General features: G+C 71.9%; 11 protein-coding genes. 5 read left to right on the top strand and 6 right to left on the bottom strand.

Going from position 1 to position 12,571, the window contains the following annotated elements; genetic code table 11:
* On the top strand, positions 1 to 932 hold a 932-nt coding region (locus tag AB0H81_RS40070; RefSeq protein ID WP_358386234.1), incomplete at its 5' end, for a helix-turn-helix transcriptional regulator.
* Positions 933 to 1,090: 158 nt separating this feature from the next.
* Positions 1,091 to 1,921 (top strand): SAM-dependent methyltransferase, encoded by an 831-nt coding sequence (locus AB0H81_RS40065; protein ID WP_358386231.1) that lies wholly within the window; start codon positions 1,091 to 1,093, stop codon positions 1,919 to 1,921.
* A 50-nt stretch (positions 1,922 to 1,971) separates the two neighbouring features.
* Here the strand turns inward: AB0H81_RS40065 and AB0H81_RS40060 are convergent, their stop codons facing one another.
* Both AB0H81_RS40060 and AB0H81_RS40055 read right to left on the bottom strand, forming a co-directional pair.
* The gene (locus tag AB0H81_RS40060) at positions 1,972 to 2,790 is read right to left on the bottom strand and encodes a DUF4253 domain-containing protein (protein WP_358386228.1); all 819 of its coding nucleotides are present in this window, start codon (positions 2,788 to 2,790) and stop codon (positions 1,972 to 1,974) included.
* Between the two features lie 169 nt (positions 2,791 to 2,959).
* Positions 2,960 to 4,084 (bottom strand): TIGR03118 family protein, encoded by a 1,125-nt coding sequence (locus AB0H81_RS40055; RefSeq protein ID WP_358386225.1) that lies wholly within the window; start codon positions 4,082 to 4,084, stop codon positions 2,960 to 2,962.
* A 120-nt stretch (positions 4,085 to 4,204) separates the two neighbouring features.
* On the opposite strand from AB0H81_RS40055, the gene ppgK reads away from it, so the two are divergent.
* Together ppgK and hrpA are read left to right on the top strand one after the other, a co-directional pair.
* Positions 4,205 to 4,930: a polyphosphate--glucose phosphotransferase gene (gene ppgK, locus AB0H81_RS40050; protein ID WP_358386222.1), complete on the top strand. Its 726-nt coding sequence runs from the start codon at positions 4,205 to 4,207 to the stop codon at positions 4,928 to 4,930.
* A 280-nt stretch (positions 4,931 to 5,210) separates the two neighbouring features.
* Positions 5,211 to 9,083: an ATP-dependent RNA helicase HrpA gene (hrpA, locus tag AB0H81_RS40045; RefSeq protein ID WP_358386220.1), complete on the top strand. Its 3,873-nt coding sequence runs from the start codon at positions 5,211 to 5,213 to the stop codon at positions 9,081 to 9,083.
* On the opposite strand, the gene AB0H81_RS40040 is transcribed toward hrpA, so the two are convergent.
* Positions 9,073 to 9,687 (bottom strand): Uma2 family endonuclease, encoded by a 615-nt coding sequence (locus AB0H81_RS40040; protein WP_358386217.1) that lies wholly within the window; start codon positions 9,685 to 9,687, stop codon positions 9,073 to 9,075. The genes hrpA and AB0H81_RS40040 overlap by 11 nt on opposite strands.
* 111 nt (positions 9,688 to 9,798) lie before the next feature.
* Between AB0H81_RS40040 and AB0H81_RS40035 the strand changes: the two genes are divergently transcribed.
* Positions 9,799 to 10,452, top strand: a complete 654-nt coding sequence (locus AB0H81_RS40035) for an HAD family hydrolase (protein WP_358386214.1) — start codon at positions 9,799 to 9,801, stop codon at positions 10,450 to 10,452.
* Between the two features lie 24 nt (positions 10,453 to 10,476).
* Here AB0H81_RS40035 and AB0H81_RS40030 read toward each other — a convergent pair whose 3' ends face one another.
* From AB0H81_RS40030 to AB0H81_RS40020, 3 genes are all read right to left on the bottom strand, one after another.
* Positions 10,477 to 10,857: a DUF5709 domain-containing protein gene (locus tag AB0H81_RS40030; RefSeq protein ID WP_358386211.1), complete on the bottom strand. Its 381-nt coding sequence runs from the start codon at positions 10,855 to 10,857 to the stop codon at positions 10,477 to 10,479.
* Positions 10,858 to 10,891: 34 nt separating this feature from the next.
* Entirely contained in the window at positions 10,892 to 11,440 is a 549-nt protein-coding gene (locus tag AB0H81_RS40025; protein ID WP_358386208.1) for a hemerythrin domain-containing protein, read from the bottom strand.
* A gap of 64 nt (positions 11,441 to 11,504) precedes the next feature.
* Positions 11,505 to 12,571, bottom strand: a 1,067-nt coding sequence (locus AB0H81_RS40020) for a gamma-glutamyltransferase (protein ID WP_358386205.1), incomplete at its 5' end; no start/stop codon positions are given.

Genomic DNA, 12,571 nt, shown 5'->3' with positions numbered 1-12,571 from the left:
CCCCCCCCCCCCGCCCGCCCCCCCCGCCCCCCGCCCCGCACCCCCCGCCCGCGGGGGCCGCGCGGCCGGCCCCGCGCACCACTCTGGCCCCGCCGGTCCGAGCCGCGCTCGGCGAACGGCTGCGCGGCCTGCGTGAGGCGGCCGGCCTGACGGCCGAGCAGGTCGAGAGCGCGCTCGGCCGCGGCGCGGTGCGCGTCGAGGCCGCCGAGACCGGCCGCGCGGCCCCCGCCCCGGCCCTGGTGGAACGGCTGCTCGACCTGTACGGCGTGACCGCGCTGCCCGCGCGCGAGCACGTGCTGTCCCTGGCCCGCGGCGAGCGCGAGCCCGCCTGGTGGGACACGGGCGCGGTGCCCGTCTGGCTCGCCACTGCCTTCGCCCTGGAGCAGCGGGCCTCGGTGATCCGCGTGTACGACCCTCGGACGGTGCCGGCGCTGCTGCAGACCGAGGCGTACGCCCGCGCGGCGATCGGCGTGGCCGGCCCCGCCACGCTCGGGCAGGGCTCGGTGGAGGCGGCGGTGCGGCTGGTGCTGGCCCGCCAGGAGATGGTCTTCGCCGGGCGCGGCCCCGTCGTGTGGGCGATCATGGACGAGGGCGTGCTGCTGCGCTCCATCGCCGAGCCCGCCGTCCACCTGGCCCAGCTCGACTCCCTCATCGACCTCGCCAAGCGCCCGGGTGTCTCGTTGCACCTGCTGCCCCTCGACGACCCGGCGTACCTGCCCCGCACGGGGCCGTTCACGCTCTGGCGTTACTCCGAGGCGTTCGAGCCCGACATCGCCTGCGCGCACACCGTCGAGCGCGACGAGCTGATCACCGAGCCGGGCGCCGTCGAGGCCTACCACCAGGCGTTCGCCAAACTCTCGGTCACCACGACCACGCGCGAGGAAACCCTCGACCTGCTGAACACCCACCGTGACCGGATCGCCAGAGGATGATCCATTATTCACCGGGAAACGTATATTTCCCGATTATTTCGCGCCAATAGGTTGTATTGTTGGGACATTTGGAGCATTTTCAACTTGGTCCTCCGAGTGGGGTCGAGGCCGCGGAACTTTCCCGTACGGCAAGGCGAGGGGAAAGGGGCGATACGGAAATGCGTCAACGTGCCATCCGTAATTTGGCCAGGCTCAACACGTCCCAGGCGCGTATCACCCGTATGCTCGACGCCGCCGCCGGAGGGAAGAACAATTTCGTGGCCGACCGCGACGCCGTGCGCCGCTATGACGAGGCCGCTCCCGTGACCACCGCCGCCGCGCGGGCCGTGCTGGCCTTCCTGGCCCGCGTGATCCGCCACCTGGCCGCGGGCGGCGTGGACCAGTTCGTGATCGTCGGCAGTGGGGTGCCCAGCGGACTGCCCGCCGGCCGCCAGCTGCACGACCTGGCCGGCGACGCGCTGGGCCGCACCGGCGCCCGGGTGCTGTACGTGGAGAACGACCCCATGGTGCTGGCCTACGCCCAGGCCACGATCGAGCCGGTGAACGACCTGGTGCGCGTGGTGGAGGGCGACATCCGGCAGGTCGAGGACCTGCTCGGCGACCGGGTGGTCAAGACGTTCATCGACTGGGACCGGCCCGTGGGCCTGGTGCTCGTCTCGGTGCCCAGCCTCGGCGAGGAGGAGGCCCGGCACGCGATCAAGTGCCTGTGCCACGCCGCCGCCCGGGGCAGCTACCTGGCCCTGCTCCAGACCACCTTCGACGCGATTCCCGACGAGCTGCTGCCCGCGATCGGCGAGCTGCTGGCCATGACCCTGCCGGGCCACGTCGTCCGCACCCGCGCGGAGTCGGCGGCGCTGCTGGAGGGGCTGGACCTGGTGGAGCCGGGGCTGGTGTGGGTGCCCGAGTGGCGGCCCGACGGGCGGGACGAGGCGTGCGCCGCCCTGCCCAGCGCCTCGGGCAACTACGGCGCCGTCGCCCGCGTCCTCTGACGCCGCCCCGGTCGCGGGCCGAGTGCCGGTCCTTCAGCCCCGGTGACCGGTCAGTCCCACCAGAAGGACCAGAAGTGCCGGCCGATGATCTGCTCCGCGTAACCGCGGAGATCACCCGGACCCTGCACCACGTTGTCAGGACAGAACGTCCAGTGCTCGGCCGCCACGTGCAGCGCGTGCTCGGCGTCCACCGGAGGCGCCGCGACGCTCAGCTCCAGCGTGTTGAAGCCCACGCACACCACCCGTGCCCCGAAGCGGTCCTCCCAGCTGCGCACCACGGCCGCGAGCGGCACCATCCACTCGTTGTGGTGCAGGGCGCCCTGCCAGCCCATGACGGCCAGCGCGTCGGCGCCGCGCCGGGCCGCGACCAGGCCCAGCGGCATGCCGCGCGCCGCGAGCTGCTCGGCGTACCAGTCGGCGACCTCACCGGGAGCGGCCTTCGGCACCCCGGGGGCCGCCAGGCCGGGGCAGAGGGCGCCGTAGGGGTCGAGCTCGGCGAGGGCTTCGGACGGCATCTGCGCCACCCACTCCTGCCACACCTCGTCCATGAAGCCTTCGGCCGTGAAGTGGTCGATCTGCGCGGGCTCGTCCGGCACCACCTGGCCGATCGACCACGGCTGGGCCGACTCGTCCAGCAGCACCGGCCAGAGGCCGCTCGCGGCGTGCTCGGCGCGTAAGCGGGCCCACTCGTGGCCGGAGACGGGCTCGTCGCTCATCCAGAACGCCGGCCTGGCCGGCTCTCCCTGCCCGGTGTAGCCGGGGTCGGGCCAGACGAGGTCACCGGGCGGCAGGGCGGCCCGCAGCGCGCGGCCCCTGCCGGCGTCGGCGAACAGCCGGCCCAGCTCGCGTGGCAGCCGATGATCTGTCATGCCCTACCGTCTCCGTACGCACCCGTCGGGGAGATGGTAGTGCCGCCCACCGACATGGCCTCGGGGGCGGCGCGAAATCCTTGCGCGAGCGACGCGGAAGTGCGGGCGCCGTCGTCGTGAGGTGTTTCCGGCACGGCCGCGCCGCCGTGCCGGAAACGTCAGCGGCCGGTCAGTAGCCTCCGTACGACGAGTGGTTGGAGTGCTGCGAGGACGTCGAGGTGGGCGCCGGGGTCGCCGTCGAGGTGGGCGTGGTGGCCGACGAGCCGCCGGAGCCCGCGGGGCGGATGACGCCGAGCAGGCCGTGCTGGCCGCCGTCGATGCCGGCGGAGAACCACAGGGCGTTCTCGCCGCCGTTGGCCGCGGTGCCGACCTCCAGGTCCCAGAGGCCGGGAAGCTGGATCGTGCTGCCGTTGGCGGTGCGCAGGGCGCCGAGGTGGCGGCTGTTGCGGTAGGCGTGGATGGTGCCGTCGCCGAAGTTGCCGACGAGCAGCGACCCGGCGTAGGCGCCGCGCGGGGCCGCGGTGATCGCCCACGGCGCGTTCAGCCCGGTGCGCGCGATGCGGCCGGTCAGGCGGCCTTCGGCGTTGAAGCGGCTGACGAAGCCCTTGCCGGCGCCGGCGACGGACTTGCCGGTGTCCGGGTCACGCAGCGCGTACGCCACCCAGATGGTGCCGTTGGCGACCGCCACGTTGAACGGCGAGTAGTTGGAGGGGACGGCCGGATCGCGGAACTGCCAGCGCTTGAGCCGCAGCCGCTCGAAGTCGGAGTTCCAGGCGTGGATCTTGCCGCCGGCGAAGTCCGCGGCGAGCAGGAAGTCACCGTCGTCGGTCCGCGCGAGCGCGAGGCCCTTGTAGTCGGCCCCGCGGGTGAACGCGGCGATGACGGCGTTCTTCGGGTCCGCCTCGGCGTTCCAGCCGCTGATCGCGCCGCTGGGGCTGGAGAAGAGGAACGTGGCGGGCTTGCCCTTCACGGTGAACCCGTCGGTGGGGTTGAACACCTGGCCCGTCGGGGCCCCGCCCGGGATGCCGACCTCCGTCTGCTCCTTCTTGCCGGCGCCCGAGTAGACGGTCGCGCTGCCGGTGCCCGTGGCGGAGACCCAGAGGGTCTTGCCCATGGCCAGGCCCCAGGGGTTGACCAGCTTGGGGTCGGTGGTGGCGGCCTTGCCCCTGACGTCCGAGACGAGGTTGACGACGTCGAACCGCGCGCGGGGGGTGGCGGTGGCGTGTGCGGGAGTGGCGAGAGTGCTGCCCAGGCCGACCGCAACAGCGCAGAGTGTGATGATGCGTAACCGCATCCGTGCCTCCTTGTTAGCGCTTGTGACGCGAGATACGCGGGGCACCTGGGGCAGGGTTCAGTATGGTCCGGAAATATCCAGGGAGGCGTTTCTTGCCGTCTGTAGGGGAGATGGATGGATATGGAAGTTTTGGGGATTGATATCGGTGGCTCGGGGATCAAGGGAGCGCCCGTCGACGTCACGGCGGGCAAGCTGGCCCAGGAGCGCCTGCGCATTCCCACCCCGCAGCCGTCCAAGCCGGAGCCCGTCGCCGAGGTGGTGCGGCAGATCGTCGAGCACTTCCACTGGTCGGGGCCCGTCGGCGTGACGTTCCCCGGCGTGGTGCGCGACGGGGTGGTGTACACCGCCGCCAACGTCCACCACTCGTGGATCGGCGTGGACGCCTCCGACCTGTTCGGCGGCGCGAGCGTGGTCAACGACGCCGACGCGGCCGGCATCGCCGAGATGACCTTCGGCGAGGGCCGGGACCGGCGCGGGACCGTGCTCATGCTCACGTTCGGCACCGGCATCGGCAGCGCCCTGTTCACCGACGGGGTGCTCGTGCCCAACACCGAGCTCGGCCACCTGGAGCTGCGCGGCAAGGACGCCGAACTGCGCGCCTCCGACAAGGCCCGCGAGGACAACGAGCTGAGCTGGGACAAGTGGGCCGGCCGGGTCGAGGAGTACCTGCGGCACGTGGAGATGCTGTTCTCCCCGTCGCTCATCCTGGTGGGCGGCGGCGTGAGCAAGAAGGCCCACAAGTGGCTGCCGCACATCCACATCGACACGCCGATCGTGCCGGCCGCGCTGCAGAACGAGGCGGGCATCATCGGCGCGGCCCAGCTGGCGGCCAGCCGGACCGGCTGATCCGCTTTCCTGATCAAGAAAGTGGGCCCGGGAGGCAACCGGAACGGCGTTTCGGGAGTCTCATTGATGGGCGTGGCCGTTCACGACGCAACTCTGGGGAGAGTGGGCCCGCCGTGGACGGCCACGGCCATGCCGCACGGTCATGGCTCGCGGGCACCTCCCCGCACAGCCGGGTCTCGCGGCACGCCACGCGGATTATTGGGATGCGCGGCGGCGGCGCGGTCCGGCAGCATGGACCGTTGGCTCCCGGCGCACGGGGCTCAAATATCCTGAAAGCAGTATGGGAACCTCCGCGTTGTCCTCTCCGCTCACCGACATCCAGTCCCGCCTGCCCGAGCTCATGCCGCGCGACCAGCGGCGGCTGCGGCGCAGGCTCGACGGCGCGCGCCGGGTGCGCTCCCGCGAGGCCCGCGACAAGATCGCCGCCGAGATCCTCGCCGACGTCGAGCGCGCCGAGCAGCGCCTGGCCCGCCGCCGCGAGGCCGTGCCCGCGGTCACCTACCCCGAGGCCCTGCCGGTCTCCCAGCGCAGGGACGACATCCTCGCCGCCATCCGCGACCACCAGGTCGTGATCATCGCCGGTGAGACCGGGTCCGGCAAGACCACCCAGATCCCCAAGATCTGCCTCGAACTCGGCCGCGGCGTGCGCGGCCTGATCGGCCACACCCAGCCCCGCCGCATCGCCGCCCGCACCGTCGCCGAGCGCGTGGCCGAGGAGCTCGGCACCGAGCTGGGCCAGGTCGTCGGCTACAAGGTGCGCTTCACCGACCAGGGCAGCGACCGCACGCTGGTCAAGCTCATGACCGACGGCATCCTGCTGGCCGAGCTCCAGCACGACCGGCTGCTGGAGCAGTACGACACGCTCATCATCGACGAGGCCCACGAGCGCAGCCTCAACATCGACTTCATCCTCGGCTACGTCAAGCAGCTCCTGCCCCGGCGCCCCGACCTCAAGGTCATCATCACCAGCGCCACGATCGACCCCGAGCGCTTCTCCCGCCACTTCGGCGACGCGCCGATCATCGAGGTGTCCGGCCGCACCTACCCCGTCGAGGTCCGCTACCGGCCGCTCGGCGAGGACGACGACCAGACGCAGGGCATCGTCGACGCCTGCCGCGAGCTGGTCACCGAGGGGCCGGGTGACATCCTCGTCTTCCTCAGCGGCGAGCGGGAGATCCGCGACGCCGCCGACGCGCTCGGCAAGGCCGAGTTCCGCAACACCGAGATCCTGCCGCTGTACGCGCGGCTGAGCGCCGCCGAGCAGCACCGCGTCTTCCAGCGCCACACCGGCCGCCGCGTCGTGCTGGCCACGAACGTGGCCGAGACCTCGCTCACGGTCCCCGGCATCAAGTACGTCGTCGACCCCGGCTACGCCCGCATCTCCCGCTACAGCCACCGCACCAAGGTGCAGCGGCTGCCCATCGAGGCCATCTCCCAGGCCAGCGCCAACCAGCGCAAGGGCCGCTCCGGCCGCACCTCCGACGGCATCTGCATCCGGCTGTACGAGGAGGAGGACTTCCTGGGCCGGCCGGAGTTCACCGACCCGGAGATCCTGCGCACCAACCTCGCCTCGGTCATCCTGCAGATGACCTCCATCGGGCTGGGCGACATCGAGGCGTTCCCGTTCGTGGAGCCGCCGGACCGCCGCCAGGTCAAGGACGGCGTCAACCTGCTGCACGAGCTGGGCGCGTTCGACGAGGAGGGCCACCTCACCCCGGTCGGCCGCAAGCTCGCGACGCTGCCGGTGGACCCGCGGCTCGGCCGCATGGTGCTGGAGGCCGAGAAGCACGGCTGCCTGCGCGAGGTCATGGTGATCGCCGCCGCGCTGTCCATCCAGGACCCGCGCGAGCGCCCCGCCGACAAGCAGCAGCAGGCCGACGAGAAGCACCGCCGCTTCGCCGACCCCGAGTCCGACTTCCTCGCCTACCTCAACCTCTGGCACTACCTCCAGGACAAGCAGAAGGAGCTGTCCTCCAGCGCCTTCCGCCGCCTGTGCAAGGCCGAGTACCTCAACTACCTGCGCGTACGCGAGTGGCAGGACATCTACAGCCAGCTCCGCCAGGCGCTCGGCGCCCAGCCCAACAGCCATCCCGGCGACCCGCACAGCGTGCACGTGTCGCTGCTGTCCGGCCTGCTGTCCCACATCGGCGTCAAGGACGTCATGGACAAGCAGCGCCCGGCCGAGGGGCGCCGCCCCCTCCAGGAGTACATCGGCGCCCGCAACGCCCGCTTCGCCATCTTCCCCGGCTCGGCCCTGGCCAGGAAGCAGCCGCAGTGGGTCATGTCGGCCGAGCTGGTCGAGACCTCGCGGCTGTGGGCCCGGGTCAACGCCAAGATCGAGCCCGGCTGGGTCGAGCCGCTCGCCCAGCACCTCGTCAAGCGCAACTACTCCGAGCCCCACTGGGAGAAGGACCAGGGCGCGGTCATCGCGCTGGAGAAGGTCACCCTGTACGGCGTGCCGCTGGTGACCGGCCGCAAGGTCAACTACGGGCGCATCGACCCCGAGCTGTCGCGTGAGCTGTTCATCCGGCACGCCCTCGTCCAGGGGGAGTGGGACTCCCACCACGAGTTCCTGCGCGCCAACCGGCGGCTGCTCCAGGAGGTCGAGGAGCTGGAGAACCGCGCCCGCCGCCGCGACATCATGGTCGACGACGAGGCGCTGTTCGACTTCTACGACCGGCGGGTGCCCGCCGACGTGGTGTCGGCCCGCCACTTCGACGCCTGGTGGAAGAAGGCCCGCGCCACCGACCCCGAGCTGCTGACGTTCTCGCCCGAGATGCTGGTCAACGAGGGCGCCGACGTCAGCACCCAGGACTACCCCGACACCTGGCGCCAGCTCGGCCAGCGGATGAAGCTGACCTACCAGTTCGAGCCGGGCGCCGACGCCGACGGCGTGACCGTCCACGTGCCGCTCCAGGTGCTCAACCAGATCGGCTCCGACGGCTTCGACTGGCAGATCCCCGGCCTGCGCGAGGAGCTCGTCACCGAGCTGATCAGGTCGCTGCCCAAGCACATCCGCCGCAACTTCGTGCCCGCCCCCAACTACGCCAAGCAGGTGCTGGCGGGCGTGAAACAGGGCGGCGAGCCGCTGCTGGAGGCCGTGGAGCGCGAGCTGCTGCGGCTCACCGGGGTGCGCGTGCCGCGCGAGGCCTGGCAGCTCGACCAGCTCCCCGACCACCTGCGCATCACGTACCGGGTGATCGACGAGCGCAAACGGACGATCGCCGAGGACAAGGACCTCGACGCGCTCAAGCGGCGCCTCGCGCCGCGCCTGCGCCGCACGCTGTCGGCGGCGGCCGACGACCTGGAGCGCACGGGCCTGCGCACGTGGAGCTTCGGCACGCTGCCGAAGGTGTTCGAGCAGGGCCGCATGAAGGGCTACCCGGCCCTCGTGGACGACGGCGACTCGGTCTCCATCAAGATTTTCGAGACGGAGGCGGAGCAGCGCCGCTCCCACTGGCCCGGCACGCGCCGCCTGCTGCTGCTGAACGTCACCAACCCGGCCAAGTCACTGCTCGCCGGACTGTCCAACCAGGCCAAGCTGGCCCTGTCGCGCAGTCCCCACGGCGGGGCCGTGGCGCTGTTCGACGACGTGGTCAACGCGGCGGCCGACCAGCTCATGCTCGACATGGGCGGCACCGCCTGGGACCCGGTCTCCTTCGACCGCCTCCACCAGCACGTACGCGCCGAGCTGCACGAGACGTCGGCCGACGTGCTGGCCAAGGTGGAGCAGATCCTGAGCGTGTGGCACGCGGTGGGCACGCGGCTGGAGTCGCTGCGGTCGAGCGCCTCGACGGAGGACGTGCGCGCGCAGCTCGGCGGGCTCGTGTACGCGGGATTCGTCACCGCGACCGGCCGGCGGCGGCTGTCCGACGTGCTGCGCTACCTGCGGGCCGTCGAACGGCGGCTGACCAAGCTGCCGGAGGAGCCCTGGCGCGACGAGGAGTGGATGGCGCGGGTGCACAAGGTCGAGGACGACTACCACGACCTGCTGGACAAGCTCCACCCGGCCCGGCGCACCGACCCGGACGTGGTGGAGATCAGGTGGATGATCGAGGAACTGCGGGTCAGCTTCTTCGCCCAGACGCTCGGGACCCCCACCCCGGTGTCGGAGAAGCGCATCGCCAAGGCGATGGAGAAGCTCAGCCCTTGAAGATCGAGGTGTCGAGCTCCAGGTTGACGGGGGCGGGCAGGCGGACTGCCGAGCCGATCGGCACCGTGGCGACCGCGATGTAGGCGCCGTCGTCGATGGCGCTGTGGACAGTGACCGTCTGAGGGGTGGCGACGATGTCGATCAGCAGATAGATCGGTACGCCGGCCGCCGCATAGAGGCGCGGCTTCTCGGTGCGATCGCGAACGATGCTCCCCTTGGAGACCACTTCGGCAACCATGATCAAGCCGGAGGAACACAGTTCACGCTCCCCCCAGCGAGGACAGTCGGAGGGCGCCAGCACATAGTCAGGCTCAACAGGTTCGCGAGAGCCGTCGAGGCACACGTCGATATTTCCGGCGTAGCCCTTCCAGCCGCGCTCGCGGATGACCGGAGCGAGAAAGTAGCTCAGTTCCATGGCGCAGTCAGCGTGCTCGGGGGTGCCGACGGGGGTCAGGACCACACTTCCTTCTATGACTTCAGCGCGGAAGCCCGGCAGCTCTGGGAGTGCGTCGAACAACTCTCGTCCCGTCTCGGGCACGCCTCTGTCCTTGGCGAGCCACATCTTCGGGCGCTTACGGTTTTTCTTCGGCAACACCACACTCATCGGCCGTCCCTCCGTAGTCGAACGGGCACGCTAAGTATTGCATGCCCCTGCCCCTCCGCTGAAGCGCCTTTCGCCCGCCCGTACAGTGGGGGCCGACGAGAAGGGGCAGGGATGATCAAGGCAGTGGTGTTCGACGTCGGCGAGACGCTCATCGACGAGACCCGCATCTGGTCACGGTGGGCCGACCGGCTGGGCGTGAGCAGGTTCGTGATGATGGGCGCGCTGGGCGGCATGGCGGCGCTGGACCGCTCGCACCGCGAGGCGTTCGAGCTCGTCCGGCCCGGCATCGACCTCGACGCCGAGATGGCGGCCTGGGAGCGGGACGAGCCGGACGGCCTGCGCAACCACTTCGACGCCGACGACCTCTACCCGGACGTCCGCGACGCCCTGGCCGCGCTGCGCGCCGCCGGCCTCCAGGTGATCATCGCGGGCAACCAGCCGGCCCGGGCCTACGACGCGCTGGTCGCCATGGACCTGCCGGCCGACTCCGTCCACACCTCGGAAGGGTGGGGCGTGTCCAAGCCCGACCCGGCGTTCTTCGCCAAGGTCGCCGCGGTCGCGGGGCGCGAGCCGGCCGAGATCCTCTACGTGGGCGACCGGCTCGACAACGACGTGCTGCCGGCCGGCAGGGCGGGTATGCGCACCGCCCTGCTGCGGCGCGGGCCGTGGGGCTACCTGCACGCCGAGCGGCCGCGGGCCCAGGACGCCGACGTGGTCGTCGACGACCTGCACGGCCTGCTCCCGGCGTTGTCCCGCATCGACTGAGGCCCGCGCCGCGTGGGGGGCCGGTCAGCGGGCGGTGCCCCCGCCGGTCCGGCCCTCGTCCTCGTCGCCGAGGCGGGGAGGACCGGGGGCCAGGTCGTCCGGGGCGACGTGGACCGCCCGTTCCTCGGCCGACAGGTCGCCGGAGTCCTCCCCCCAGTCCTCGCCGACCTCGTCCTTCTCCTCGTCGGGCGCCAGGCCCTCGTCGGGCTGCGTGATGCGATGGCCGTCCCGGCGTGGTCTCTCCCCTTCGGGCTTCTCCCGCCACAGCCGCTCGTCGAGGGAGTCCTGGTGCTGAGGGTCGTCCTCGTCGATGCGGTGGTCGAGGCCGAGGTCGTCGGTCCACTCCTCGACCTCGATCTCCTGCTCGTCGGCGAAGCCGTACCTGTCCGGAGGTTGTTCAGTCATAGGGGCACCCCTACCCGTACGCAGGGCCGGAACCCTAGGATCCGGCCTTCCGAAGAGCCTCCTCCAGTTCCTCCTTGTCCATCTGCGAGCGGCCGGGGATGTCGGCCTTCTGCGCCTCCTTGTACAGCTCCGCCTTCGTCGCCCCGCCTTCGGCTGAGGAGCCGCTCGTCAGCGCGGTGAGCTCCTCGTCCCGTCGCTTCTGGAAGGCCGCGCCGAGCCGTTCCAGCTCCTTGGCGTCGACCTCGCTCGCCAGCTTCGGCAGGAGCTCGCTCTCCTCCTCCTGCACGTGGTGGTTGACGGACTCCTCCAGCTTGACGAGGGTGTCCTCGAACTCGGCGGTGCCCGGGTCGGCCCGCTTGAGGGCGTCGAGCAGCACCTCCGCCTCCTTGTGCTCCTCCACTTCGTGGTGCGCGTCGATGCCGGGGTAGACGCGGTCCTCCTCGGCCCGGGCGTGCGCGGTGAGCAGGGCGTGCAGCTCCGCGACGGTGGCCCGCCGGTCGCCCTCCTTCTTCTTGAGCCGCTCGAAGAGCGCCTCGACCTTGCGGTGGTCACGGGTGATGAGTGTGATGACATCGGTCGCCATGGGGCCTCGTGCTACCCGCCCGGCGGCGCTCCAATCGCCCCGGGCGGGCGCGGGATCCGCTCCGTCAGCGGCCGATCGCGGCGCCGATGAGCGCGCGCGGGTCCGCCGCGCCCGCCAGCGTCCCGTCCGGCCGTACGTCGATGAGGTGCGCGTGGCCGAACATGCCCCCGTACGGCCGCGCGGTCACCGGGTGGCCGAGCGCGGCCAGCCCGTCCGACCAGGGCGCGCCCTCCTCCAGGTCCAGGACCGTGTCGTCGGGCGTGTACCAGGTGTCGAAGCCCGTGCCGCCCGCGCCGATCCGCCAGCGCGGCGCCGAGATCGCCGCGCCCGGCCGCTCGCCGTGGCGCAGCAGCCGGGCGATGACCTGGAGCAGGATCTGCGGCTGCGCGTCGCCGCCCATGGTGCCCACCACGGAGCGCAGCGACCCGTCGGGACGGGTGACCAGCGCCGGCGCGAGCGTGTGCGGCGGCCGGCGGCCTGGGCCGTACTCCGCCGGGTGGCCGGGCGTCAGCGAGAAGCCGATGCCGCGGTTGTGGAGGTTGATCCCGGTACGGGGCTCGAACACCATGCTGCCGAAGCCGGCGGCGTTCGACTGGATGAGGGAGACGCCCATGCCGTCGCCGTCCACCGCGCAGAGATACGTGGTGTCGCCCGGCGCGGCCGGGGCGCCGAGACGGAGCCTGCGCGCCGGGTCCACCAGCGCCCGGCGCCGCTCGATCTCCTCGGCTGACAGCAGGTCCTTGGCGTCCTCGTGCAGCAGGGCCAGCCGGTCGTGGCCGCTCACCCGGGCGGCCTCGGCCAGCAGGTGCGCCCACAGCGGGTCGTCCGGCGAGGCGGGCAGGTCGAGCCCGTCGGCGATGCCCAGCGCCATGAGCAGCAGGTAGCCCTGGGAGTTGGGCGGCATCGACCAGACGTCGTGGCCGAACGCCCGGACCCGGAGCGGGGTCACCCAGTCGGCGTTGGGCCGGGCGAGGTCGGCCCGGTCGTACTCGCCCGCGCCGAGCTCCAGCAGTCCCTCGCCGAACTCGCCGAGGTAGAAGCCGTCGCGCCCGTCCGCGGCGACGGCGCGCAGCGCCCGGGCCACGCCGGGCCGCCGTACCCGGTCGCCGGCCTCGCGCACGGCGGCGAAGT

Source organism: Nonomuraea sp. NPDC050691 (genome assembly GCF_040654455.1).
GTDB lineage: Bacteria > Actinomycetota > Actinomycetes > Streptosporangiales > Streptosporangiaceae > Nonomuraea.
This window is presented reverse-complemented; position numbering and strand designations above follow the sequence as displayed.